Annotated in this window: 23 protein-coding genes; 6 read left to right on the forward strand and 17 right to left on the reverse strand. The window is 62.9% G+C overall.

Going from position 1 to position 23,965, the window contains the following annotated elements; translation table 11 throughout:
- Positions 1-22 precede the first annotated feature (22 nt).
- The 15 genes from accD to grpE form a co-directional block, all read right to left on the reverse strand.
- A complete protein-coding gene (gene accD / locus AC3WUT_RS09365; RefSeq protein WP_019575003.1) occupies positions 23-895 on the reverse strand; it encodes an acetyl-CoA carboxylase, carboxyltransferase subunit beta in 873 nt (290 codons plus the stop codon).
- A gap of 28 nt (positions 896-923) precedes the next feature.
- Positions 924-1,742, reverse strand: coding sequence for a tryptophan synthase subunit alpha (gene trpA / locus AC3WUT_RS09370; protein ID WP_492346815.1), 819 nt, complete (start codon positions 1,740-1,742; stop codon positions 924-926).
- Entirely contained in the window at positions 1,739-3,022 is a 1,284-nt protein-coding gene (gene trpB, locus AC3WUT_RS09375) for a tryptophan synthase subunit beta (RefSeq protein WP_492346816.1), read from the reverse strand. Before trpB ends, trpA begins: the two co-directional genes overlap by 4 nt.
- Entirely contained in the window at positions 3,000-3,725 is a 726-nt protein-coding gene (locus AC3WUT_RS09380; RefSeq protein ID WP_492346817.1) for a phosphoribosylanthranilate isomerase, read from the reverse strand. The genes trpB and AC3WUT_RS09380 overlap by 23 nt, the downstream gene beginning before the upstream one ends.
- A complete protein-coding gene (gene truA / locus AC3WUT_RS09385) occupies positions 3,722-4,555 on the reverse strand; it encodes a tRNA pseudouridine(38-40) synthase TruA (RefSeq protein ID WP_492347059.1) in 834 nt (277 codons plus the stop codon). Before truA ends, AC3WUT_RS09380 begins: the two co-directional genes overlap by 4 nt.
- A 29-nt stretch (positions 4,556-4,584) precedes the next feature.
- Positions 4,585-7,152 (reverse strand): motility hub landmark protein FimV, encoded by a 2,568-nt coding sequence (locus AC3WUT_RS09390; protein ID WP_492346818.1) that lies wholly within the window; start codon positions 7,150-7,152, stop codon positions 4,585-4,587.
- A gap of 196 nt (positions 7,153-7,348) precedes the next feature.
- Positions 7,349-8,485 (reverse strand): aspartate-semialdehyde dehydrogenase, encoded by a 1,137-nt coding sequence (asd, locus tag AC3WUT_RS09395; RefSeq protein ID WP_492346819.1) that lies wholly within the window; start codon positions 8,483-8,485, stop codon positions 7,349-7,351.
- Between the two features lie 81 nt (positions 8,486-8,566).
- Positions 8,567-9,655: a 3-isopropylmalate dehydrogenase gene (leuB, locus tag AC3WUT_RS09400; RefSeq protein ID WP_027475758.1), complete on the reverse strand. Its 1,089-nt coding sequence runs from the start codon at positions 9,653-9,655 to the stop codon at positions 8,567-8,569.
- A gap of 61 nt (positions 9,656-9,716) precedes the next feature.
- The gene (gene leuD / locus AC3WUT_RS09405) at positions 9,717-10,367 is read right to left on the reverse strand and encodes a 3-isopropylmalate dehydratase small subunit (protein ID WP_492346820.1); all 651 of its coding nucleotides are present in this window, start codon (positions 10,365-10,367) and stop codon (positions 9,717-9,719) included.
- 21 nt (positions 10,368-10,388) lie between these two features.
- On the reverse strand, positions 10,389-10,517 hold the full coding sequence (locus AC3WUT_RS09410; RefSeq protein WP_019574995.1) for an entericidin A/B family lipoprotein: 129 nt from the start codon (positions 10,515-10,517) through the stop codon (positions 10,389-10,391).
- Between the two features lie 20 nt (positions 10,518-10,537).
- Complete coding sequence (gene leuC, locus AC3WUT_RS09415) at positions 10,538-11,959, reverse strand: 3-isopropylmalate dehydratase large subunit (protein ID WP_492346821.1); 1,422 nt, start codon at positions 11,957-11,959, stop codon at positions 10,538-10,540.
- A gap of 33 nt (positions 11,960-11,992) precedes the next feature.
- Positions 11,993-12,982, reverse strand: a complete 990-nt coding sequence (locus AC3WUT_RS09420; RefSeq protein ID WP_492346822.1) for a LysR family transcriptional regulator — start codon at positions 12,980-12,982, stop codon at positions 11,993-11,995.
- 189 nt (positions 12,983-13,171) lie between these two features.
- Positions 13,172-14,305 (reverse strand): molecular chaperone DnaJ, encoded by a 1,134-nt coding sequence (dnaJ, locus tag AC3WUT_RS09425; RefSeq protein WP_492346823.1) that lies wholly within the window; start codon positions 14,303-14,305, stop codon positions 13,172-13,174.
- A gap of 87 nt (positions 14,306-14,392) precedes the next feature.
- The gene (gene dnaK / locus AC3WUT_RS09430) at positions 14,393-16,348 is read right to left on the reverse strand and encodes a molecular chaperone DnaK (protein ID WP_492346824.1); all 1,956 of its coding nucleotides are present in this window, start codon (positions 16,346-16,348) and stop codon (positions 14,393-14,395) included.
- Between the two features lie 126 nt (positions 16,349-16,474).
- The gene (grpE, locus tag AC3WUT_RS09435) at positions 16,475-17,035 is read right to left on the reverse strand and encodes a nucleotide exchange factor GrpE (RefSeq protein WP_492346825.1); all 561 of its coding nucleotides are present in this window, start codon (positions 17,033-17,035) and stop codon (positions 16,475-16,477) included.
- Positions 17,036-17,249: 214 nt separating this feature from the next.
- Between grpE and rpsF the strand changes: the two genes are divergently transcribed.
- From rpsF to AC3WUT_RS09465, 6 genes are all read left to right on the forward strand, one after another.
- The gene (gene rpsF, locus AC3WUT_RS09440) at positions 17,250-17,624 is read left to right on the forward strand and encodes a 30S ribosomal protein S6 (RefSeq protein WP_019574989.1); all 375 of its coding nucleotides are present in this window, start codon (positions 17,250-17,252) and stop codon (positions 17,622-17,624) included.
- 38 nt (positions 17,625-17,662) lie between these two features.
- Positions 17,663-17,950 (forward strand): primosomal replication protein N, encoded by a 288-nt coding sequence (gene priB, locus AC3WUT_RS09445; protein ID WP_019574988.1) that lies wholly within the window; start codon positions 17,663-17,665, stop codon positions 17,948-17,950.
- A 16-nt stretch (positions 17,951-17,966) separates the two neighbouring features.
- Positions 17,967-18,248 carry a 30S ribosomal protein S18 gene (gene rpsR, locus AC3WUT_RS09450; protein ID WP_011794373.1) on the forward strand — a complete coding sequence of 94 codons (282 nt, stop codon included), beginning with the start codon at positions 17,967-17,969 and terminating at the stop codon, positions 18,246-18,248.
- An 11-nt stretch (positions 18,249-18,259) separates the two neighbouring features.
- Positions 18,260-18,712 carry a 50S ribosomal protein L9 gene (rplI, locus tag AC3WUT_RS09455; RefSeq protein WP_019574987.1) on the forward strand — a complete coding sequence of 151 codons (453 nt, stop codon included), beginning with the start codon at positions 18,260-18,262 and terminating at the stop codon, positions 18,710-18,712.
- 178 nt (positions 18,713-18,890) lie between these two features.
- Entirely contained in the window at positions 18,891-20,381 is a 1,491-nt protein-coding gene (gene dnaB / locus AC3WUT_RS09460) for a replicative DNA helicase (RefSeq protein ID WP_492346826.1), read from the forward strand.
- A gap of 19 nt (positions 20,382-20,400) precedes the next feature.
- Positions 20,401-21,321, forward strand: a complete 921-nt coding sequence (locus tag AC3WUT_RS09465; RefSeq protein ID WP_492346827.1) for an alpha/beta hydrolase — start codon at positions 20,401-20,403, stop codon at positions 21,319-21,321.
- Between the two features lie 96 nt (positions 21,322-21,417).
- Here AC3WUT_RS09465 and AC3WUT_RS09470 read toward each other — a convergent pair whose 3' ends face one another.
- Both AC3WUT_RS09470 and AC3WUT_RS09475 read right to left on the reverse strand, forming a co-directional pair.
- A complete protein-coding gene (locus AC3WUT_RS09470) occupies positions 21,418-23,211 on the reverse strand; it encodes a PhoH family protein (protein WP_492346828.1) in 1,794 nt (597 codons plus the stop codon).
- A gap of 187 nt (positions 23,212-23,398) precedes the next feature.
- Positions 23,399-23,884 (reverse strand): peroxiredoxin, encoded by a 486-nt coding sequence (locus AC3WUT_RS09475; RefSeq protein ID WP_027475765.1) that lies wholly within the window; start codon positions 23,882-23,884, stop codon positions 23,399-23,401.
- Positions 23,885-23,965 lie beyond the last annotated feature (81 nt).

Here is a 23,965-nt window from a genome sequence, read left to right on the forward strand (position 1 = left end):
TTTGAGGGGGGAGGGGAGGGGCTCAGAGCACGGCGTCGGCCGGCTGGCGCTGCAGCATGGCCAGTGCGCTGGCCACGGTCTTGCGCAGTTCCCGGCGGTCGCAGATGAAGTCGACGGCCCCCTTGGACTGCAGGAACTCGGCCCGCTGGAAGCCCTCGGGCAGCGTCACCCGCACGGTGGACTCGATCACGCGAGGGCCGGCAAAGCCGATCAGGGCCTTGGGTTCGGCAATCACGATGTCCCCCACAAAGGCGAAGCCAGCGCTGACGCCACCCATGGTCGGGTCGGTCAGCACGCTGATGTAGGGCAGGCCCTTCTTGGCCAGGCGGGTCAGGGCCGCATTGGTCTTGGCCATCTGCATCAGGGACAGCAGGCCCTCTTGCATGCGCGCACCACCAGTGGCTGTGAAGCACAGGAAGGGCACTTTTTGCTCGATGGCGGTCTCGACACCGCGCACAAAGCGCTCGCCGACCACCGAGCCCATGCTGCCGCCCATGAAGTCGAATTCAAAGCAGGCCGCGACCAGGTTGATGCTGTGCACCGAGCCGCCGATCACCACCAGGGCGTCGGTTTCGCCGGTGTTCTCAAGCGCTTCTTTCAGGCGCTCGGGGTACTTGCGGCTGTCCTTGAACTTGAGAGCGTCGACCGGGATCACCTCCTGGCCGATCTCGTAACGGCCCTCGGCATCGAGGAAGGCATTGAGCCGGGCCCGGGCGCCGATGCGGTGGTGGTGACCGCAGGTGGGGCAGACGTTCTGGTTGTGTTCCAGATCGGTCTTGTACAGCACCGATTCACAGCTGGGGCACTTGATCCACAGCCCTTCGGGCACGCTGCGGCGCTCGCTGGGGTTGGTCTGTTGGATTTTGGCCGGTAGCAGTTTTTCGAGCCAGCTCATGCGTTTCTCCTTGATGCCAGGGGCTTGTTCAGGCCTGGCTTTGGTTCAGTGCCGATCGGACGCCGGCGAGGAAGCTGCTGCACTGGGCAATGGCTTCTTCTCGAGGCAGGTCTTCGATCAGCTGGATGATCTTGCTGCCGATGACCACGGCATCGGCAACGCGGGACACCGCGACAGCGGTCTGGGCATCACGGATGCCAAAGCCCACGCCAACCGGGATTTTGACATGCTTGCGGATCTTGGGCAGCGCAGCCTCCACCGCATCGGTGTCCAGGTGGCCTGCGCCTGTCACGCCCTTGAGCGACACGTAGTACACATAGCCCGTGGCCACTTCGGCGACTTGCTGGATGCGTTCATCGGTGCTGGTAGGGGCCAGCAGGAAGATCAGGTCCAGGCCGGCCTCTTTGAGGCGACTGGCAAAGTCGCGGCATTCTTCGGGCGGGTAGTCGACGATCAGCACGCCATCGACACCGGCGGCTGCAGCGTCGCGGATGAAGGCATTGTCGCCGTGCTTCTGGTCGTAGCGCTCGACCGGGTTGGCATAGCCCATCAGCACGACGGGCGTGCGGTTGTCGCGTTCGCGGAAGGCTTTGACCATGGCCAGCACCTGGGCCGTGCCGATGCCGAAGGTCAGGGCCTTTTCGCCAGCACGCTGGATCACCGGGCCATCAGCCATCGGGTCCGAGAACGGAACCCCCAGCTCGATGATGTCGGCCCCGGCGGCTGCCATGGCGTGCATCAGGTCGGGGGTGATGTCGGCTTGCGGAAACCCGGCCGTCACGTAGGGGATGAGGGCCTTTCGACCTTGGGCTTTCAGAGCCTGGAGGGTTGCTTCGATTCGGCTCATTTCACCACCTGCATGACTTGTTCGGCGCCTTTGACGGATTGGCCGCGGCAGCTGGGGCGGCAGAAGAACTCGGCCTGGCTCAGGTCGGCCACGGTGCCGATGTCCTTGTCGCCTCGGCCCGACAGGTTGACCAGGATGGATTGGTCGGAACGCATGGTCTTGGCCAGTTTCATGGCATAGGCCACGGCATGGCTGGACTCCAGAGCCGGGATGATCCCCTCGGTGCGGCACAGGTAATGGAAGGCGTCAAGCGCCTCGCGGTCGGTGATGCCCACGTACTCGGCCCGGCCGATGTCCTTCAGGTAGGCATGCTCGGGGCCCACGCCGGGGTAGTCCAGACCGGCACTCACGCTGTGGGTTTCGGTGATCTGGCCGTTGTCGTCCTGGAGGATGTAGGTCCGGTTGCCGTGCAGCACGCCCGGGCTGCCTTTTTGCAGTGAGGCCGAGTGCTTGCCGCTGTCCAGGCCTTCGCCCGCGGCCTCGACCCCGATCAGCCGGGTTTTTTCATGCGGGATGTAGGGGTAGAAGATGCCCATGGCATTGCTGCCGCCCCCCACGCAGGCCACCACGGCGTCGGGCTGTTCCGAGGCCATGTTCAGGTGCCTGAACAGCTGGGGCATCTGGGTGAGGCATTCCTCGCCGATCACGCTCTGGAAGTCGCGCACCATGGCCGGGTAGGGCGCCGGGCCGGCCACCGTGCCGATGATGTAGAAGGTGTTTTCGACGTTGGTGACCCAGTCGCGCATGGCTTCATTGAGCGCGTCTTTCAGGGTCTTGCTGCCGGACTCGACCGGCACCACCTTGGCACCCAGCAGGTGCATGCGGTACACGTTGGGGCTTTGGCGCTTGACGTCTTCACTGCCCATGTACACCACGCATTCCAGTCCATAGCGGGCGCAGATGGTGGCTGTGGCCACGCCGTGCTGGCCGGCACCGGTTTCGGCAATCACGCGGGGCTTGCCCATGCGTTTGGCCAGCATGGCTTGGCCGATGGTGTTGTTGACCTTGTGGGCCCCGGTGTGGTTCAGGTCTTCTCGCTTGAGAAAGATCTGAGCGCCACCCATTTCGCGGCTCATGCGGGCGGCATGGTAAACCGGCGAAGGGCGACCCACAAAGTGGGCCAGCTCATAGCGGAATTCGGCCTGGAAATCCGGGTCGTGCTGGTATCTGGCGTAGGCCTCGCGCAGCTCGGTCAGTGCATGGGTGAGGGTTTCACTGGCAAAACTGCCGCCATAGGGGCCGAAATGGCCGGAGGCATCAGGTTGGTGGTACTCGAACATGTTGAAAACTCTTTGCAAGTTGTTCGTCGGCGGCGCGCACGGCGGCGACGAACTGGAAGATCTTCTCGGGTGACTTGATGCCCTTGGACACCTCGACACCCGAACTCACATCAACGGCCAGCGTGGGGCAACGCGGGCGCACTTGCAAAATGCCATCGGTCACGTTTGCAGGCGTGAGTCCACCAGACAAAACGAGGTGAGAGCTGACGTTTGGTGGAAGAAGTGACCAATTGAATGTTTTGCCGCTGCCACCGTAGCCGTCGACATGGGCGTCTAGCAGGATGGCACTGGCTTCTGAGTAATCTGCTGCGTATTTTACGAGGTCGAAGGCCTGGGCTTCAGGTCCGAGCGGAATTCGCGCCGCTTTGACCCATGTGCGACCGGCGGGGCCCGCCGCAGCGAGGCAGTCTGCCTGGCTTTCATCGCCATGGAACTGCAACAGAGCACCTGGGATCTGGGCGCAGGCGGTTTGCACGTCGGTGGCGCTCGCATTGACGAACAGCAGCACTGGCGTCACGAAAGGCGGCAGTCTGCGTGCCAGTTCGGCCGCGCGTGCGGGGTTCACGAAACGTGGGCTGGGGGGGTAAAGCACAAAACCGACCGCGTCGGCACCCGCGGCCACCACGGCATCCAGGTCTTCTTCGCGGGTGATGCCGCAGATCTTGATTCGGGTGCGGTGCGAGGGGAGGGCAATCGTCTTCATGGCAGCCAATCATAGGCTGGAGTGCGCTCGGGCAAGCCCCATTGCGGCCCATAGATGGGTCCCGCGAAGTAGAGGCCATCGGGCGAGAAGGTGGGGGCCGCTGCATCCCGTGAGCGGGCTGCCAGCACCTGGGCCATCCACTCCGGGGGCTTGAGACCCTGGCCGATCATGAGCAGGCAACCCATGATGTTGCGGATCATGTGGTGCAGAAAGGCATTGCCTTCAAACTCGAAACGCCAGTAACAGGGCTCGAAACTGTGGCGGGTGTCGGTGCTGCCATCTTCGAGTGCGCGAGCAGGTCGGCGGTGGATGTGGATGTGGTACAGCGTCTTGATGGGCGTCAGCGCCTGGCAGGCAGATGCCCTGAAGGAACTGAAGTCATGCTCACCCACCAGCAACTGCGCGGCCTTGTCCATCGCGGCGTGGTCGAGTTTGCGGAACACCCAGCCCACGGCGCCGGCCTCCAGGCTGGGCCGCACCGGCGACTGCAGCACCACGTAGACATAGCGGCGCCGCAGTGCACAGGCCCGCGAGTGGAAGCTTTGCGGCACATGGCGGGCCCACTGAACGGCGATGTCCGAAGGCAGGAAGGTGTTCGTGCCACGCACCCAGGAGAAGTCGGGGCGGTCGGAATGCGTGTCGAAATGCACCACCTGCATCAGACCGTGCACACCCGCATCCGTGCGACCGGCGCACAGCGTGACGATGGGGGCGTCAACGAAGCGAGCCAGTGCTTTTTCCAGTGCGTCTTGTACGGTGGGCACCGTGGGCTGGCTTTGCCAACCCGCGTAGGCACGGCCCTGGTAGCTCAAACCCAGGGCCATGCGCACGGGGGGCCTGGGTTCGGTGGGTTGCGCCTTCAAGCCAACTGGGCGAGCAAACGCTCGGCTTTGGTCTTCAGCGCGCCGGAGGCTTCGGAAATGACTTCCTCGACCAGGGCGCGAGCACCATCGGCGTCGCCAATGGCGTTGAACTCTTCGGCCAGTGCCAGCTTGGTGGCCAAGGGATCTTCGGGGTGGATGTCGAGTTCGTCATCCTCATCTTCGAAGTCCAGTGTGGGCTCGACCTGAGGGGCGGGCTCCGAAATCTCGGGCAGAGGCTCCGGCAGCGGAGTGACCTGGGTGGGCTCCGGGCTCTTTTCAAGTTCCATCGACAGCGAATCGAGGTCGAATTCAATCATGCCCGGGTCACTCGGAGCCGGCGCAAGCTCGGGCTCAACCGGGGTCAGTCGCGCCGGTTCGGTGGTATTGCTGCTGGGAAAGTCGAGTTCCTCGGTCAGGTCGATGCTGATGTCATCGGACGTTGGCAGTGGCGCTTCCTCAGGTTCGAGAACGGCAGCCGGTGGTGGTTCCAGGTCCAGATTCAGGTCGCCAAACGGGTCATCCGAGGGCAGCGGGGCCGGTGCGGGCTGCGAGGGCACATCGTCCAGTGGCAGGTCCAGATCGAGGTCCAGATCGAGGTCTGGGCCGAGCGGCTGCGTAGGTGCCGAGAACGGCACAGACGCGGGCCCTTCTCTGGGGGGCGGTGCTTCTGGCAAGCCGCCATCGGTGTACAGCGGGTTGGTTGGGTCCAGCTCATGGCCCAGCTCGCGGATGCGGTCCCATTCGGGGGCTTTGCCCTGGGTGAGCTTGAAGGCCTCCAGTGCCATTGCGTTGACGGCCACCACATCGCGCCGCTTGGCATAGATTTCAACCAGCTTGGCGTGGATCGCCACACGGCTTGGGTTGATTTTCAGGGCTTCCTTGAGAATTTCCTCGGCTTGCAGGTCCCGGCCATAGGCCAGGTACACATCGGCTTCGGCCACGGGGTCAACGTCGCCAGCGTCGAGCTGGCTGGGCGAGTAGGCCATGGACGACGAGCCATTGGTCGAATCATTGGTGTCAATGCGTTGACCACCGCTGGCGCCAAAGAACGAATCGGGCTGCAGCTTGCTCTCCAGGAAGGAGCTGTCCACGTGGTTGGCTCGCCGACGCTTCACGTATCGGTAGGCGACCAGGCCTGCCAGCAGGGCCAGGATGCCGCCGCCCGCGGCAGGGATCAGCGGATCGTCACCAAGGAAGCTGAGCAGGCCGGCCTCTTCTTGGGGTGCCGGCACGACGGGGGGCGCCGCAGGTTTGGGCGGGGCGGGTGGGGGCGCCTTGGGCGCTTCGGGCGGCACGGCGGGCGCGGGCGCAGGAGCTGATGGCGCAGTGACCGCCGGTGTTGCGGGGGTCGATGGGGCTTCTGCTGGTGCTGGTGCTGGTGCTGGTGCTGGTGCGGCGGCACTTACCTTGTTCAGATCGGCCAGATTCTTGTTCAGCTCGGCGGTCCGTTCGGCCTGCGCCTTGGCTTGTTTTTCTTCGGCAACCTTTTGTTCTGCGGCGGCGTCGGCCTTCTTCGCTTCCAGCGCACCCTTGGACAGGGTGAGTTTGTCCGGGGCCGCGGTGGCTGGCTTCTTTTCTTCGACCTGGGTCTGCACCTGCCCGCTGGCACTGCGCTCAGCTGCGGCCACCTTCACGTGAGGGGCCTGATCTGCCAGCTTGCGACGGAAATCATTGAAGTCGCGGCTTTGCGCCTGGATGATCTGGCGGGCTTCGGCTGCTGGCACCGAGGCGGCGCTGGCGTTGTCAGGCAAGGCCAGCACAGCGCCGGCTTTGATGCGATTCACGTTGCCACGCAGGAAGGCCTCGGGGTTGGCTCGCATCAGGGCGACCAGCATCTGATCGAGAGAGACCTGAGGCTGTTTGATGCTGGCGGCAATCCGTCCCGCGGTGTCGCCCTGCTTCACGGTCAGGGTGTCTCCGTTGGGGGCCGCTGCTGGGGCTGGCGCCTGCTTGGCCACCACCGCGGGTGAGACCGGCCGACTGGGGGCCGCCGGGGCGGGTGCGGGTTGGGGTGCCAGCACCACGGGCGGTGCCGACCGGATGGATGGGCTCGCAGATGGGCTGGCCACTGAGGCCTGTGCCGGATTGATCGGGCTGGGCGCGGCCTGGCGCGCTGCTGGGGGGTCAAACAGCAGGGTGTAGTCGCGCACGATGCGACCCGATGCCCAATTGGCCTCCAGAATCAGATCCAGAAAGGGGTCATTGATGACGCGGTCGCTCTTGATTTGCAGAAAAGCACGCCCGTCAGCCCGGCGTACCACGTCGATGTTCATGCCCGAGATAGCGGGGTTGTACTCAAAGCCGGCCGCTCTGAAGGCCGACGAGTTGGCTGGGGTGGCCTTGAGGCTTTCGAATTCAGTGCTGGTGATGTCGGGCAGTTCGATGTCGGCGCGCAAGGGTTCGCCGAGGGCCGACTGAACCGTCAGCTTGCCCAGTGTCAGTGCCTGGGCTTCAACCCCCCACAGTCCTGCCGAGCAGACCAACAGGGCTGCCAGGGCCGTGCATTGCCAACGATTCTTGCGTGCGGGGTTCTTCATGCCTTGGTGCTCGGGAGCAGGTTGCATGGCAAATCTTTTTTCAACATTTGTAACTTGTCCCGAACTCAAATAGTGAAAAAGCACCATAGCATCAAGGCCTTATGCTGACAAGCTGACGTGCCTTGGAAGCTTGCGGCACGCTTTGAGGCCCGCTGAACGAGCCGTTTGGACGTTGCCAATTGACAACGTCCGAACGGTTTCGTTTAGTTACCTTTGTAAATGATCACGCGTCCAGCAGGATGCGCAGCATGCGGCGCAACGGTTCCGCCGCCCCCCACAGCAACTGGTCGCCGATGGTGAAGGCGCCCACGTACTCCGGTCCCATGGCGAGCTTGCGCACGCGGCCCACGGGAATCGTCAGGGTGCCGGTCACGGCCACGGGCGTCAGGTCCTTGATGGTGGCTTCGCGGGTGTTGGGAACCACCTTGGCCCAGGGGTTGTCAGCGGCGATCATGGCTTCGATGTCAGCCACCGGCACATCCTTCTTGAGCTTGAAGGTCAAGGCCTGGCTGTGGCAGCGCATGGCGCCCACGCGCACGCAGAAACCGTCGACCGGGATGGCGGGGGCGCTGAAGCCTTCGCCGATGCCCAGGATCTTGTTGGTTTCGGCCATGCCCTTCCATTCTTCGCGGCTGACGCCGTTGCCCAGGTCCTTGTCGATCCAGGGGATCAGGCTGCCGCCCAGGGGCACGCCGAAGTTGGCGGTTTCGGTGTCGCTCAGGCTGCGCTGCTTGGCGATGACCTTGCGGTCGATTTCCAGGATGGCGCTCTTGGGGTCATCCAGCAGGTTGCGCACTTCGGCGTTCAGGGTGCCGAACTGGGTCAGCAGTTCACGCATGTGCTGAGCACCGCCGCCCGATGCGGCCTGGTAGGTCTGGGTGGACATCCACTCCACCAGGCCCGCCTTGTACAGTGCGCCCACGCCCATGAGCATGCAACTGACCGTGCAGTTGCCGCCCACCCAGTTGTTGCCGCCCTTGGCGAGCGCGCTCTGGATCACGGGCAGGTTCACCGGGTCCAGGATGATGACGGCATCATCCTTCATGCGCAGGGTGGACGCGGCGTCAATCCAGTGGCCATTCCAGCCGGCGGCGCGCAGCTTCGGGAAGACTTCGGTGGTGTAGTCGCCGCCTTGCGCGGTGATGATGATGTCGCAGCGCTTGAGGGCAGCGATGTCGTAGGCGTCTTGCAGAACGGTTTCGTTCTTGGCTTGCGCGGGGGCCTTGCCACCGGCATTCGACGTCGAGAAGAAAACGGGTTCGATCAGGCCGAAGTCGCCTTCAGCCGTCATGCGGTCGATCAGCACCGAGCCGACCATGCCGCGCCAACCCACCAAACCTACAAGATTACCTACCTTCATCACATTGCCCTTTCAGAAAAATGAAATCTTCTTCACCCCGGCTCGTCGGGCCGGGGAGGGCGTGACGAACCGGGCTACTGCTTAGCCTTTAATGGTCGTCTTGGTAATGGCGGCCACCACGGCATCACCCATCTCGCGGGTGCTGACCTTGGTGGTGCCTTCCGAGTAGATGTCAACGGTTCTGAGGCCAGCAGCCAGCACCGATTGCACCGCGGACTCGATTCGGTCGGCGGCTTCGGCTTGGTTGAGGGAGAAGCGGAGCATCATGGCAGCGGACAGTATTGTAGCCAAAGGATTGGCAATGCCCTTGCCCGCGATGTCGGGTGCGCTGCCGTGGCTGGGTTCATACAGGCCCTGGTTGCTCGAATTCAGGCTGGCCGAGGGCAGCATGCCGATGGAGCCGGTCAACATCGCGGCTTCGTCGGACAGGATGTCGCCGAACATGTTGCCGGTCACCACCACGTCGAATTTCTTCGGCGCCTTGACCAGTTGCATGGCGGCGTTGTCGACGTACATGTGGTCCAGTTCCACGTCGGGGTACTGCTGGCCCACCTCGATCATGATGTCCTTCCAGAACTGGAAGGTCTCGAGCACGTTGGCCTTGTCCACGCTGGTCACGCGCTTGCTGCGCTTGCGGGCTGCCTGGAAGGCGACGTGGGCAATGCGTTCCACCTCAGGGCGCGAGTAGCGCATGGTGTCGAAGGCCTCTTCGGCGCCGGGGAAGTGGCCATCCACGGCGGTGCGGCGGCCCCGGGGTTGACCGAAGTAGATGTCACCCGTCAGTTCACGAATGATCAGGATGTCCAGGCCGGCGATCAGTTCAGGCTTGAGGCTGGAGGCGCCAACCAGCTGCTCATAGCAGATGGCAGGGCGGAAGTTGGCGAACAGGCCCAGGTTCTTACGCAGGCCCAGGATGGCCTGCTCAGGGCGCAGCGGGCGGTCGAGCTTGTCGTATTTCCAGTCACCGACAGCACCAAACAGGATGGCGTCGGCTTCTTTGGCCAGCTTCAGGGTCGATTCGGGCAGCGGATGGCCGTGGGCTTCGTAGGCGGCGCCGCCGACCAGGGCGGTCTCGGTTTCGAACTTCAGGTCGAGAACATTCAGGACCTTGACGGCCTCGGCGACGATTTCGGTGCCAATGCCGTCACCCGGCAGGATTGCGATTTTCATGGGATGGATCAGGTGAGGCCGACCCGATGGGGCGGCCTGGGTTGAAGTGGACGTGAGGTGGTCAGCCGACCATGGTCTGGGCCAGCCAGGGCTTCTGGGCCAGGCGTTCGGCCTCGTACAGCCGGATCTTGTCGGCATGACGCAGGGTCAGGCCGATGTCGTCCAGGCCGTTGAGCAGGCAGTACTTGCGGAAGGCGTTGACCTCGAAGGGGATCTCTTCGCCTTGCGGGCGCACGATGACCTGGCGATCCAGATCAATGGTGAGTTGGTAGCCCGGGAAAGCCAGCACTTCGTCGAACAGTTGGGCCACGGTGCTTTCGGGCAGCACGATGGGCAGCAGGCCATTCTTGAAGCTGTTGTTGAAGAAGATGTCGGCAAAGCTGGGCGCAATGATGGCGCGGAAGCCGAACTGGTCCAGAGCCCAGGGGGCGTGTTCGCGTGAGGAGCCGCAGCCGAAATTCTTGCGCGCCAGCAGCACGGACGCGCCGGCAAAGCGGGGCTGGTTCAGCACGAAGTCAGGGTTGGGCTTGCGGCTGGCGGGGTCCTGGCCGGGTTCGCCGTGGTCCAGGTAGCGCCATTCGTCAAACAGGTTGGGGCCGAAGCCGGTCTTGCGGATCGATTTCAGGAACTGCTTGGGGATGATCGCGTCGGTGTCGACGTTCTCGCGGTCCATCGGGGCCACGATGCCCTTGTGTACGGTGAATTTTTGCATGATGAGTCAGGGCCTTGTGGCTTATTTCTTGGCCGCGTTTTCGATCGCCGAGCCGGCTTTCTGGACGTCTTCGCCCAGGCCCTTGACGGTGTTGCAGCCCATCAGGGCGACCAGGGCGGACAGGGTCAGGAAGGTGGTGATGCGGTTCATGGCAAGGGTCTCCTTCGGGGTCAGGCGAATTGACGGATGTCGACGAAATGACCGTGCACGGCGGCGGCGGCGGCCATGGCCGGGCTCACCAGGTGGGTACGGCCACCGGCGCCTTGACGGCCTTCGAAGTTGCGGTTGCTGGTGGAGGCGCAGCGCTCGCCGGGTTCGAGGCGGTCGGCGTTCATGGCCAGGCACATCGAGCAGCCGGGCTCGCGCCATTCAAAGCCAGCGGCCTTGAAGATTTGGTCGAGGCCTTCGCGCTCGGCCTGTTCCTTCACCAGGCCAGAACCTGGCACGACCATGGCCACCTTGATGTTCTTGGCCACTTTCTGGCCGAGCTTTTTCACCACGGCAGCGGCTTCGCGCATGTCTTCGATGCGGCTGTTGGTGCAGGAGCCGATGAACACCTTGTCGACAAAGATGTCATTGATGGGCTTGCCGGGCTCCAGCGCCATGTAGGTCAGGGCGCGTTCGATGGCGCCACGCTTGTTGGCGTCCTTTTCCTTGTCGGGATCCGGCACGCGGGCGTCCACGCCCAGCACCATTTCAGGCGAGGTGCCCCAGGTGACCTGCGGCACGATCTGGGCGGCATCCAGCTCGACCACGGCGTCGAACGTGGCGTCGGCGTCGGAGTGCAGGGTCTTCCAGTAGGTGATGGCGTGCTCCAGCTCGACACCCGCGGGCGCCAGCGGGCGGCCCTTGACGTATTCGATGGTCTTGTCGTCGACCGCCACCAGGCCGGCGCGCGCACCGGCTTCGATGGCCATGTTGCAGACCGTCATGCGGCCTTCCATGGACAGCGCCCGGATGGCCGAGCCGGCAAATTCGATCGTGTAGCCGGTGCCGCCGGCCGTGCCGATCCTGCCGATGATGGCCAGCACGATGTCCTTGGCCGTGACGCCCTTGGCCACGGTGCCATCGACCTTGATCAGCAGGTTTTTGGCCTTCTTGGCCAGCAGCGTCTGGGTGGCCATCACGTGTTCGACTTCGCTGGTGCCGATGCCGTGGGCGAGTGCGCCAAAGGCGCCATGGGTGGAAGTGTGCGAGTCACCGCAGACCACGGTCATGCCGGGCAGGGTGGCGCCGTTTTCCGGGCCGATCACGTGCACGATGCCCTGCCGCTTGGACATGAAGGGGAAGAAGGCGGCAGCGCCGAATTCCTTGATGTTGGTGTCCAGGGTGGTGATCTGCTCTTTGCTGATCGGGTCGGTGATGCCGTCGTAGCCCAGTTCCCAGCCCGTGGTGGGGGTGTTGTGGTCGGCGGTGGCCACGATGGAGCTCACGCGCCAGACCTTGCGGCCGGCCTCGCGCAGGCCTTCGAAGGCTTGCGGGCTGGTCACTTCGTGCACCAGATGGCGGTCGATGTAAAGCACGGCGGTGCCGTCTTCTTCGGTGTGGACGACGTGCTCGTCCCAGATCTTGTCGTAAAGGGTGCGTCCCATGGTGGTCTCTGGTCTTTCGTGAGGAGGGTGATTTTAGGCGGGCAGGGGCTCGGCGGGCAGGGCGGTGTCCGCGATGCTGGCGGCATGAGGCCGTGGCGGCGGACTGCTGGCGCGCAGGTGGTCGGCCAGCAGGCGTGCGGTCATCGGCAGGGCCTGGAAGTCGCGGGCCACGATGCGCAGCTCGCGGTGGGCCCAGTCATCTTTGAGTGCCACGGCCTGCAGTTGGCCAACGCCTTGCATCAGGGCAAAGGCCCGGTCAGGCAGCACGCCCACGCCCAGGCCGTTGTCGATCATTCGGTACATGGCATCCAGCCCCGTGACCTGGATGCGCAACTTCAGTGCCCGTCCTGCGCGTGCGGCAGCCTGCTGCATGGCCAGGCTGATGCTGCTGTTGGCGTGCAGGCCCACGATGTCGTGGTCAAGCACGTCGGCAAAGTGGGCGCTGTCCTGTTGTGCCAGGGGGTGGTGGTGTGGCACCACCAGCACCAGGCGGTCTTCCCGGTAGGGCAGGGTCTGCAATGGCGCACCGGTGCTGGCTTGATCGCGCACATGGCAGATGCCCAGGTCGGCAGCACCCTCGGTCACGGCCTGCATGACGTCGGGGCTCAGGTGTTCTTCGAGGTCGATCTTGATCTGCTCGTGCTCACGGGTGAAGGCGCCCAGGTCTTCGGGCAGAAACTGAACGATGGCCGAGATGTTGGCGTGGATGCGCACATGGCCGCGCACGCCGTCGGCGTATTCGCTCAATTCGCCCTGCATCTTTTCCAATCCATACAAGACGGTTCGGGCGTGGTGCAGCAGGCTCTCGCCGGCCGGGGTCAGGCGCACACCGCGGCTGTGTCGGTACAGCAATTGGGTGTCGACGGTCGCCTCCAGGTCACTCAGGCGCTTGCTGACGGCCGAGGCGGCGATGAATTCACGCTCTGCGGCCTTGCCAATGCTGCCCAGCTCGCAGACAGCCACAAACAGCTGCAGCGAGGTCAGGTCGATTCGGCGGGCAAAGTTGCGCTCGGAGCTTTTCATGGGGTGTTTTCATCTCGGATTGAGATGTGATGAGTATTTTCGTGGCTATTCTAGGGCCTTGGCATCTCTATCGGCGATGGCTTCCGTCGTTGAGAGTGGGAGCTGGGTTCGCCTGGGGGCAGGCCGTGCTCCCGGATTCAGGCGAAAAAAAGCCCGCTTTGAAGCGGGCTCGGGCTTTGGGGGCTGGGATCAGCTGAAGAAATTCTTCAGTCGGTCGGTCCAGCTGTCGCCGCTGGGGGAGTGCTTGCCGCCCCCCTTCTTCAGCGATTCTTCCAGTTCGCGCAGCAGCTTGCGCTGGTACTCGGTGAGCTTGACCGGCGTTTCGACCGCGATGTGGCAGTACAGGTCGCCAGGGTAGCTGGAGCGCACGCCCTTGATACCCTTGCCACGCAAACGGAACTGCTTGCCCGCCTGGGTGCCTTCAGGGATGTCAATGGCAGCCTTGCCTTGCAGTGTGGGCACTTCGATCTCGCCACCCAGGGCGGCGGTGATGAAGCTGACCGGAACGGAGCAGTGCAGGTCATCTCCGTCGCGCTCGAAGATGTCGTGCTTCTTGAGGCGGATTTCGATGTACAGGTCGCCCGGTGGCCCGCCATTGGTGCCGGGCTCGCCATTGCCGACGCTGCGGATGCGCATGCCATCGTCGATGCCGGCCGGGATTTTCACTTCCAGCGTCTTCTGCTTCTTGATCTTGCCCTGGCCATGGCACGCGGTGCAGGGCTCGGGGATCACCTTGCCGCTGCCGCGGCAGGTGGGGCAGGTCTGTTGCACGCTGAAGAAGCCCTGGCGCATCTGCACGCTGCCCTGACCGTTGCAGGTGCCGCAGGTCTTGGCGCTGGTGCCGGGCTTGGCGCCGGAGCCGTGGCAGGTGTCGCAGGTGTCCCAGCTCGGGATGCGGATCTGCGCATCCTTGCCACGGGCCGCCTCTTCGAGAGTGACCTCCATGGCATAGCTGAGGTCGCTGCCGCGGTAGACCTGGCGCCCGCCCGCACGGCCACCACGCTGCTGGCCGAACATGTCGCCAAAGATGTCACCAAAGGCCTCGGCAAAGCCGCCAAAGCCTTCGGCGCCACCGGGGCCGCGCATGTTCGGGTCCACGCCGGCGTGGCCGTGCTGGTCATAGGCGGCCCGCTTTTGCGGGTCGCTGAGCATTTCATAGGCTTCCTTGGCTTCCTTGAATTTCTCCTCGGCAGCCTTGGCCGCATCGCCCTGATTGCGGTCAGGGTGATGCTTCATCGCCAACTTGCGATAAGCCTTCTTGATTTCTTCATCCGAGGCAGTCTTGCCGACACCCAGGACTTCGTAATAGTCTCGTTTAGCCATTGGTTTTCCGAGCCGTATTCAACACAAACGCCGCGCAGGTCCCAGGCCTGGGTCCGGCGCGGCGGGCGAAGTGGCCGTAGCCGGGGATCAGCCCTTCTTCACTTCCTTGACTTCAGCGTCCACCACGTTGTCGTCAGCGGGCTTGGAGGCAGATTCCGTGCCAGCGGCGCCGGCACCTGCTGCACCGCCGGCGGCGGCCTGCTGGGCAGCTTGCTCGGCTTGCATGTCGGCGTACATCTTCTCGCCCAGCTTCTGGCTGGCGGTCATCAGCGCGTTGCTCTTTTCTTCGATGGCCGCCTTGTCTTCACCCTTCAGGGCCTCTTCCAGGTCCTTGATGGCGGCTTCGATCTTTTCCTTCTCGCCAGCTTCGAGCTTGTCACCGTAGTCGGTCAGGCTCTTCTTCACGCTGTGCACGGTCGCTTCACCCTGGTTGCGGGCTTGCACGATTTCGAGCTTCTTCTTGTCTTCGGCGGCGTTCAGCTCCGCATCCTTCACCATCTTCTGGATTTCCTCTTCGGACAGACCCGAGTTGGCCTTGATGGTGATCTTGTTTTCCTTGCCCGTGCCCTTGTCCTTGGCGCCCACGTGCAGGATGCCGTTGGCATCAATGTCGAACGACACTTCGATCTGGGGCAGGCCGCGCGGTGCGGGCGGGATGCCTTCGAGGTTGAATTCGCCAAGCAGCTTGTTGCCCGAGGCCATTTCGCGTTCGCCCTGGAACACCTTGATGGTCACGGCCGGCTGGTTGTCGTCGGCGGTGGAGAAGGTCTGCGCAAACTTGGTCGGGATGGTGGTGTTCTTGTTGATCATCTTGGTCATGACACCGCCCAGGGTCTCAATGCCCAGGGACAGCGGGGTCACGTCCAGCAGCAGCACGTCCTTGCGGTCGCCCGACAGCACCTGGCCCTGAATGGCAGCACCCACGGCCACGGCTTCGTCGGGGTTCACGTCCTTGCGCGGATCCTTGCCGAAGAACTCTTTCACCTTTTCCTGCACCTTGGGCATGCGGGTCATGCCGCCGACCAGGATCACGTCGTGGATCTCGCCCACCGTCACGCCGGCATCCTTGATGGCGGTGCGGCACGGAGCGATGGTGCGCTCGATCAGCTCTTCCACCAGTTGCTCCAGCTTGGCGCGGGTCAGCTTGATGTTCAGGTGCTTGGGGCCCGATGCGTCTGCAGTGATGTAGGGCAGGTTCAGGTCGGTTGCGGCCGAGGAGGACAGCTCGATCTTGGCCTTTTCGGCGGCTTCCTTCAGGCGTTGCAGGGCCAGCACGTCCTTGGACAGATCGACGCCTTGTTCCTTCTTGAACTCGGTGATGATGTAGTCGATGATGCGTTGGTCAAAGTCTTCGCCACCCAGGAAGGTGTCGCCGTTGGTGGACAGCACTTCGAACTGCTTTTCGCCATCAACGTCGGCGATTTCGATGATGGACACGTCAAACGTGCCGCCACCGAGGTCATACACGGCGATCTTGCGGTCGCCCTTGTCGGTCTTGTCCAGGCCGAATGCCAGCGCGGCGGCGGTGGGCTCGTTGATGATGCGCTTCACTTCCAGGCCGGCGATGCGGCCAGCGTCCTTGGTGGCCTGGCGCTGGGCGTCATTGAAGTAGGCGGGCACCGTGATCACGGCTTCGGTGACTTCTTCGCCAAGGTAGTCTTCGGCGGTCTTTTTCATCTTGCGCAGAATGTCTGCCGACACCTGCTGAGCCGAAAGGCGCTTGCCGCGCACTTCCACCCAGGCGTCGCCGTTGTCGGCGGCCACGATGGAGTAGGGCATCAGGTTGATGTCCTTCTGCACTTCTTTTTCGGTGAACTTGCGGCCAATCAGGCGCTTGATGGCATACAGCGTGTTCTTGGGGTTGGTCACGGCCTGGCGCTTGGCCGAGGCGCCCACCAGCACTTCGCCATCTTCCTGGTAAGCCACGATCGACGGGGTGGTGCGTGCACCCTCCGAGTTCTCGATCACCTTGGTGGTGTTGCCTTCCATGATGGACACGCAGCTGTTGGTGGTGCCCAAGTCAATACCGATGATTTTTCCCATGATTTACTCCTGTATTTCGATTGCACGCCGGGCGATTTGCCGGCGTGTGTTGTTTGGTTCGTCTTGTTGATGAGTTGTGGATAACTTTTGGGGTTTCAAGCCCCGGCGGCTTCCAGAACTGAAAATTTATTTGGGCGCGGCCACTGTCACCAGGGCCGGGCGCAGCACGCGCTCGGCAATCAGGTAGCCTTTTTGCAGCACGCTCACCACCGTGTTGGCTTCTTGGTCGGCGGGCACCATGCTGATGGCCTGGTGCTGGTGCGGATCGAATTTGCTGCCTGCTGCCGGTGCAATGGCCAGCACCTTGTTGCGCTCGAGTGCGGCGGTCAGTTGACGCAAGGTGGCTTCGGCGCCTTCGCGGATCTGTTCGGGCTTGGCATCCTTGATGGCCAAGCCGGCTTCCAGGCTGTCGCACACGGGCAGCAGGCTTTCGGCGAAGCTCTCGATGCCGAACTTGCGGGCCTTGGCGATTTCTTCCTCGGCACGGCGACGGGCGTTTTCGGCCTCGGCCTTGGCGCGCAGGAACTGGTCGGCGAGGTCCGCGCTCTTGGCCTTGAGGGCTGCCAGCTCGGCCTGCGCCTGGGCCAGTGCCTCGACGTCGTTGGCAGCCTGGGCGGCTTCTTGCTCTTCGGGGCTCATCGGGCCGCCTGGCATGGCCTGATTCTGGTGTTCTTGGTTTTCAGACATTCGGATTCGGGTCGATAAGTTGACGAAAAGAGGATGTCGCGGCAGATGGGGCCGCTGTTGAACTTTTCAAGGCGTGGATTGTCCACTGGATTCGTCCCAGCCAAAAAAGCGATGGGCGCTTGTGTTTTGAGAATCAGTGGCGCTATACTCGTGGGCTTTGCCTTGCCGTACTGCTACAGACGCAGCGGACGGCTTCACCCGTAAGGAGTACTCAATGCGTCATTATGAAATCGTTTTGCTGATTCACCCGGATCAGAGCGAACAGGTTCCGGCCATGCTGGAGCGCTACAAGGGCATGATCACCGCCGGCGGCGGCAAGATCCACCGCGTGGAAGACTGGGGCCGTCGTCAACTGGCGTACCTGATCAACAAGCTGGCCAAGGCCCACTATCTGTGCGTCAACATCGAAGCCGATCAGGCTGTGATGGCTGAACTGGAACACGCGTTCAAGTTCAACGATGCCGTGCTGCGTCACCTGACCGTCGTCAAGAAGAAGGCTGATACCGGCCCGTCTTCGATGATGAAGACCGTCGAGCGTGAAGAGGCCCGCAAGGCCCAGCAAGCTGAATTCGCCGCTGCCAATAACTAAGGCCTGCGTCCAGTTCGTTTGACTGATTCAAAGGGGAAGTGAACCACGTCGCTCTGACCGCCGTGATCGTTGAGGCCAAGCCGATGCGATTCACACCTGCCGGTCTGCCCGCCATTGACCTGCGGCTCGAATCCGAGTCGGAGGTTGAAGAAGCTGGGCAGAAGCGCAAAGTGCAGGTGGCCATCAGGGCTGTTGCGCTCGGTAGTAACGCCGAACGGCTTGCCAAGCAGGCCCTCGGCTCGGTCTGGAAATTCTCCGGATTTCTGGCCACACCGCGCAACGTCAAGACCGTCGTTTTTCACATCCAGGAATTCCAGCAAGATTAAATTTCAGGAGGCCAACATGGCCACGTTCAAGAAGTTCAACAAAGATAAGCGCCCGAAGCGCAACACCCAGTCCCTGCTGTTCAAGCGCAAGCGCTTCTGCCGCTTCACCGTCGCTGGCGTCGAAGAAATCGACTACAAGGATGTCGACACCCTGCGTGACTTCATCGCTGAAAACGGCAAGATCATCCCCGCTCGCCTGACCGGCACGCGCGCCATCTATCAGCGTCAGCTGAACACTGCCATCAAGCGCGCCCGCTTCCTGGCTCTGGTGCCTTACAGCGACCAGCACAAGATCTAAGGAGAACAACCATGCAAATCATCCTGCTCGAAAAGGTTGTGAACCTGGGTAACCTCGGCGAAATCGTCAAGGTCAAGGACGGCTACGCCCGCAACTTCCTGATCCCGTCGGGCCGCGCTCGCCGTGCTACCGAAGCTGCCAAGGCTGAGTTCGAAGCCAAGCGCGCTGAGCTGGAAAAGGCCGCAGCCGCCAAGCTGGCCGAAGCCCAAGCCCAAGGCGAAAAGCTGGCTGGTACGACCGTCAAGGTCACCCAGAAGGCTGGCGTTGATGGCCGTCTGTTCGGTTCCGTCACCAACCACGACATCGCTGAAGAACTGATCAAGCAAGGCTACCAAGTGGTCAAGGCTCAGATCCGTCTGCCCAACGGCCCCCTGAAGGTGGTTGGCGACAGCACCATCAGCGTTGCCCTGCACACTGATGTGGTCGTTGAAGTGAATGTTTCCGTGTACGGCGAAACCGCCTGATCACCGAAGCCACTGCTTCTGTCAAGCCGCCTTCGGGCGGCTTTTCTTTTGGGGAAGTCGCCAGGGTCGAAGTGCGTTTATCCCCTTGATTTCCCCTCATCATGCACAGCTTATCCCCAGCCCTGGGGCTGACGGAAGGCGTTGAAACGCTTACGATTTAAGGCTGCCAAGGAAACCCATGTCTGCCATTTTTCCGCCTGTCGACTCTGATTTCGAGCCTGATTTCCATCTTCCTGTCGGAATCGAGATGCCGCCGCCACTTGAGTCGGCGCCGGCGCAGCACGCGATTGAGCGCACGGTGGACCGTGAGGTGGCCAAGCTGCGCGTGCCGCCGCATTCGATCGAGGCCGAGTCCAGCGTGCTCGGGGGCTTGCTGTTGGACAACAGTGCCTGGGATCGTGTGGCCGACGTGGTGAGCGAAGGTGACTTCTACCGCTATGAGCACCGTGTCGTATTCGGGGTGCTCAGTTCGCTGATCAACTCAGGCAAGCCTGCCGACGTGATCACGGTCTATGAAAGCCTGCAGAACCTGGGCAAAGCCGAAGAGGTGGGGGGGCTTGGTTACCTGAATTCACTGGCCCAGTATGTGCCCAGTGCCAGCAACATCCGCCGTTATGGCGAGATCGTTCGCGAGCGCTCGATCCTGCGCAAGCTGGTCACGGCCAGTGATGAGATCGCCACCGTGGCGTTCAATCCGCAGGGGCGCGCCGTCGACAAGATTCTGGACGAAGCAGAGCAGAAAATCTTCAAGATTTCGGAAGAAGGTTCGCGCAACAAGCAGGGCTTCCAGTCCATGGATTCACTGGTGGTTGACCTGCTGGACCGCGTCCAGGAGATGGCCGACAACACCAATGACATCACCGGTGTGCCCACGGGCTTCTATGACCTGGATCGCATGACCTCGGGTCTGCAGGCCGGTGACCTGGTGGTGCTGGCGGCCCGTCCCTCGATGGGTAAAACGGCTTTTGCCATCAACATTGCCGAGCACGTGGCCTTGAACGAAGGTCTGCCGGTGGCGGTGTTCTCCATGGAAATGGGGGCCGCTCAGCTGGCGGTGCGTATTGTGGGTTCCATTGGCCGCATCAACCAGGGCAACCTGCGCACCGGCAAGCTCACTGATGATGAGTGGCCGCGTCTGACCGAGGCGATCGAGCGTCTGCGCACGGTGTCGCTGCACATTGACGAGACGCCAGGCCTGTCGCCCAGCGAGCTGCGGGCCAACTCCCGCCGGTTGGCGCGCCAGTGCGGCAAGATGGGCTTGATCGTGGTCGACTACCTGCAGCTCATGAGTGGCTCCGGCTCGGCGGCCAGTGCCGACAACCGTGCCACCGAGCTGGGCGAAATCTCCCGCGGCCTGAAGATGCTGGCCAAGGAGTTGCAGTGCCCGGTGATCGCGCTTTCGCAGCTGAACCGAAGCGTGGAGCAGCGCACCGACAAGCGTCCCATGATGAGTGACTTGCGTGAATCCGGCGCCATCGAGCAGGATGCGGACATCATCATGTTCATCTACCGTGACGACTACTACAACAAGGAAAGCAAGGACCAGAACATGGCCGAGGTCATCATCGGCAAGCAGCGTAACGGCCCGACGGGTACGGTGAAGCTGTATTTCCACAAGTCGCAGACCCGGTTTGAAAGCCTGGCCCGCGGCTCTGCCGACGATTTCTGAGCAGGCCTCCTGTTTCTGCATGATCTCAAGCACATCGGCGTGGCTGAGCCGGCACCCCTTGGGTGTGGTGTTGTGGGCCTTGCTGGGGGGGCTGCTGCTGTTGGTGGCCCTGCTTGTCTGGCGGCACGACGAGCTGATGCGGCATCTGCTGCATCCAGAGCGTCGACCCATCAGCGCACAGGCGCAGGCCGATGCCCGGCGCCGCTTGCCGGGGCTCGAATCGGTGGCTTTTCCCAGTGCCGATGGCATCACTCTGCAGGGCTGGTATGTGCCCTCGCGCAATCGCGCGGCGGTGGTGTTGGTGCACGGCGCGGCCGAGAATCGCCTGTGGCTGCTGGACGAAGCTGAGTCGCTGGCCAGGCTGGGGTTTGGTGTGCTGCTGTACGACAACCGGGCCGCTGGCGAAAGTGGCGGTGACCTGCAGACCTGGGGTGATCGTGAGCAAGAGGATGTGATCGGCGCCCTCGATTTTCTGCAGCAACGCCCCGATGTCGATCCTGGCCGGCTGGGTGCGGAGGGTTTCTCCATTGGGGCCTCTACCGTGGCCTTGGCGGCCGCGCGTGATCAGCGGGTGCGAGCCGTCGTCTTGAAGGCGGTTTGGACGGGTTTGTCGGAGGAGCTTTCGCACATGCTGGGTGGCGGTTGGCAGGCACGCTGGGTCTTGCGCGACTTTGCCCGGGCGGGTGTGCGGTTGGAGCAGGTCAATCCTCTGGCCCGGATCGCGAGCCTGGCCCCCAGGCCCGTGATGGTGGTGGTGGGTGACCGTGATCACCACGTGCCCCTGGAGGTGGCCAGGGCCGTGTTCGAGGCTGCGGGCCAGCCCCGCATCTGGCGTGTGATTCCCGATGCCGACCACGTGGATTACGAGCGCCTGGGCGGCGATCCCCTGCGTGCCGAGGTGGGGGCTTTCTTTGCCAAGGGGCTGTTGCCTTGGCCGTGATCCAGTGATTCTGGTGCCTTGAAATGCAAAACGCCCGGGCATGCCGGGCGTTTGACTGGGGTTGTCCGGCCGCTGGCCGGTCCGCTCAACGCTTTGTCAGAGCACTTCGCTCGCAAAATCAGCCAGGCGTGATCGCTCGCCACGTGCCAGGGTGATGTGCCCGCTGTGCGGCCAGCCCTTGAACTTGTCGACGGCAAAGGTGAGTCCGGACGAGCCTTCGGTCAGGTACGGTGTGTCGATCTGGGCCAGGTTGCCCATGCAGATGATCTTGGTGCCCGGGCCGGCCCGCGTGATCAGTGTTTTCATCTGCTTGGGCGTCAGGTTCTGTGCCTCGTCGATGATCACGTACTTGTTCAGGAAGGTGCGTCCGCGCATGAAGTTCATGCTCTTGATCTTGATGCGGCTGCGGATCAACTCATTGGTGGCGGCGCGGCCCCATTCGCCCGCATTGCCGCCGTCACCCTTGGCCAGAAATTCGAGGTTGTCGTCGAGGGCCCCCATCCAGGGACCCATTTTTTCTTCCTCGGTGCCCGGCAGAAAGCCGATGTCCTCACCCACGCTCACGGTGGCGCGGGTCATGATGATCTCGGTGTACCGGCGGTCATCCAGCACCTGGGTCAGGCCTGCGGCCAGTGCCATCAGGGTCTTGCCGGTACCGGCGGTGCCTGCCAGGGTCACGAAATCGATCTCAGGATCGGTCAGGAGGTTCATCGCGAAGTTCTGTTCGCGGTTGCGCGTGGTCACGCCCCACACGGCGTTCTTGGCGTGGGCAAAGTCCTTCAGGGTCTGCAGCACCGCGGTCTTGCCGCGGATCTCGGTCACCCGCGCATACAGGCTGGGCTCACCCGGGGCTTCGAAAAACACGAACTGGTTGATCAGCAGATTGGGCACGATGGGGCCCGCAATGCGGTAGTAGGTGTGCGAACCGCTTTGCCAGCTCTCGATCGATTTGCCATTCTTGGCCCAGAAGTCGGCAGGCAAGGCCATGGCGCCGGAGTACAGCAGGTCGCCGTCCTCCAGCGTCTTGTCGTTCTGGTAGTCCTCGGCGGTCAGGCCCAGGGCGCGGGCTTTCACGCGCATGTTGATGTCTTTGGACACCAGCACCACTTCGCGTGTGGGTTGGCCCTCCTGGCCTTGTGGGCTGTGCAGGTGGCGCAGCGCCTCCACCACACCCAGGATCTGGTTGTCGGCCTTGCCCTGGGGCAGGCTGGTGGGCAGTGTGTAGTTCAGTGGCCGGGTCTGGAAGAAAAGCTTGCCACCGGCTTCGCGGTGGCCGGTGGTGTCCAGTTTCAAGCCGGCCGTGATGTCGGCTCCTTGGGCGGCGGCCAGCGCATCGAGTGAGCGGCTGGTCTGGCGCGCGTTGCGAGCCACTTCGGTCATGCCCTTTTTGTGGCTGTCGAGTTCTTCCAGCACGATCATCGGCAGGAAGATGTCGTGTTCCTCAAAGCGGAACAGGCACATCGGGTCGTGCATCAGCACATTGGTGTCGAGCACGAAGAGCTTGGTCGGCCCGGTATGCCGCGCCTTGCGGCTGCGTGCTGCGACGGCCGGCGCCTCGGCTGCCACCGGTGTGACGGCGATGGGGGTGGCTGTCGGGGTGCTGGGAGTCGATTTGGTGACGGCGGGGGCTGCTGCCGGGGGGCTCAGAAGGGCCGATACCTGGGTGGAGGCAGTCTTGCGTCGGCTGGGGGTCTTGACCGGCGCGGGGGCGGCTGGTGCAGCGGGGATGGCCAGCAGGGCCTCGGGTGCCTCACCCTTGGCCTCGGGGTGGGCTGAATCGGCCGCGCGGCCGCGTGATCCGGCCTTGCGCGCTTTGTCCTCGCCGGGGTTGGCGTAGGCGCTGGTGGGCAGGATGGTGGCTTTCTTCGATGGGGCGGGAGGCAGGGGCATGGAAGGTCAGTCTCCAGAAAAAGCACTGAAAGTGGGAATGCGAGTGCACGGATTGGTGCAGGAAGCAAAAAAGCCGCCAGGAGACCTGAGCGGCTTTTGCGGAGGAGGGTGGCGGTGCGAAACCAGCAACATATGCGAGCCATTATGCATGACTCGACAAGCCCTCCCGGGATCGGGCTGAGGGTTCTCAGGCGGCCTTTTTGAGGGCTTTGAGTTCCTTGACCGACTTCAGAACTTCGTCCACGTGACCCGGCACCTTGAGGCCGCGCCATTCTTCTTTGAGAATGCCGTCTTCGCCAATCAGGAAGGTGCTGCGTTCGATGCCCTTGACCTTCTTGCCGTACATGATCTTGTTCTTGACCACGCCGAACATGTGGCACATTTTTTCTTCGGTATCAGCGATCAACTCGAAGGGCAGTTCCAGCTTGAGCTTGAACTCATCGTGCGATTTCATGTTGTCGCGCGACACACCGAACACGGTGGCGCCGGCCTTCACGAAATCCTTGTATTTGTCGCGGAACTGCATCGCTTCGGTGGTGCAGCCCGGGGTGTTGTCCTTCGGGTAGAAGTACAGCACCAGGATCTGGCCCAGGTGGGAAGAGTTCGACACCTTGATCCCACCCGTGGCGTTCGCTTCGAATTCAGGGATGGACTTGTTGACAACGATCGCCATAGAACTTCAATCTCGTGTGACAGGTGTGACCTAAGATGGGCTGGGTCCGGAGGCATTGCACCTCTCTTTTGATTGCCCGCT

The organism is Curvibacter sp. EU05-FHT14A10 (genome assembly GCF_058791075.1).

Bases quoted from the DNA above. Each gene is read 5' to 3' on its own strand.
- AC3WUT_RS09475 (WP_027475765.1), bottom strand. From the start codon at position 23,884: ATGGCGATCGTTGTCAACAAGTCCATCCCTGAATTCGAAGCGAACGCC.
- AC3WUT_RS09410 (WP_019574995.1), bottom strand. From the start codon at position 10,517: ATGAACCGCATCACCACCTTCCTGACCCTGTCCGCCCTGGTCGCCCTG.
- asd (WP_492346819.1), bottom strand. From the start codon at position 8,485: ATGAAGGTAGGTAATCTTGTAGGTTTGGTGGGTTGGCGCGGCATGGTC.
- rplI (WP_019574987.1), top strand. From the start codon at position 18,260: ATGCAAATCATCCTGCTCGAAAAGGTTGTGAACCTGGGTAACCTCGGC.
- AC3WUT_RS09390 (WP_492346818.1), bottom strand. From the start codon at position 7,152: ATGCAACCTGCTCCCGAGCACCAAGGCATGAAGAACCCCGCACGCAAG.
- dnaB (WP_492346826.1), top strand. From the start codon at position 18,891: ATGTCTGCCATTTTTCCGCCTGTCGACTCTGATTTCGAGCCTGATTTC.
- leuD (WP_492346820.1), bottom strand. From the start codon at position 10,367: ATGCAAAAATTCACCGTACACAAGGGCATCGTGGCCCCGATGGACCGC.
- accD (WP_019575003.1), bottom strand. From the start codon at position 895: ATGAGCTGGCTCGAAAAACTGCTACCGGCCAAAATCCAACAGACCAAC.
- grpE (WP_492346825.1), bottom strand. From the start codon at position 17,035: ATGTCTGAAAACCAAGAACACCAGAATCAGGCCATGCCAGGCGGCCCG.
- leuC (WP_492346821.1), bottom strand. From the start codon at position 11,959: ATGGGACGCACCCTTTACGACAAGATCTGGGACGAGCACGTCGTCCAC.
- AC3WUT_RS09465 (WP_492346827.1), top strand. From the start codon at position 20,401: ATGATCTCAAGCACATCGGCGTGGCTGAGCCGGCACCCCTTGGGTGTG.
- AC3WUT_RS09470 (WP_492346828.1), bottom strand. From the start codon at position 23,211: ATGCCCCTGCCTCCCGCCCCATCGAAGAAAGCCACCATCCTGCCCACC.
- trpA (WP_492346815.1), bottom strand. From the start codon at position 1,742: ATGAGCCGAATCGAAGCAACCCTCCAGGCTCTGAAAGCCCAAGGTCGA.
- AC3WUT_RS09380 (WP_492346817.1), bottom strand. From the start codon at position 3,725: ATGAAGACGATTGCCCTCCCCTCGCACCGCACCCGAATCAAGATCTGC.
- AC3WUT_RS09420 (WP_492346822.1), bottom strand. From the start codon at position 12,982: ATGAAAAGCTCCGAGCGCAACTTTGCCCGCCGAATCGACCTGACCTCG.
- rpsF (WP_019574989.1), top strand. From the start codon at position 17,250: ATGCGTCATTATGAAATCGTTTTGCTGATTCACCCGGATCAGAGCGAA.
- leuB (WP_027475758.1), bottom strand. From the start codon at position 9,655: ATGAAAATCGCAATCCTGCCGGGTGACGGCATTGGCACCGAAATCGTC.
- dnaJ (WP_492346823.1), bottom strand. From the start codon at position 14,305: ATGGCTAAACGAGACTATTACGAAGTCCTGGGTGTCGGCAAGACTGCC.
- trpB (WP_492346816.1), bottom strand. From the start codon at position 3,022: ATGTTCGAGTACCACCAACCTGATGCCTCCGGCCATTTCGGCCCCTAT.
- rpsR (WP_011794373.1), top strand. From the start codon at position 17,967: ATGGCCACGTTCAAGAAGTTCAACAAAGATAAGCGCCCGAAGCGCAAC.
- dnaK (WP_492346824.1), bottom strand. From the start codon at position 16,348: ATGGGAAAAATCATCGGTATTGACTTGGGCACCACCAACAGCTGCGTG.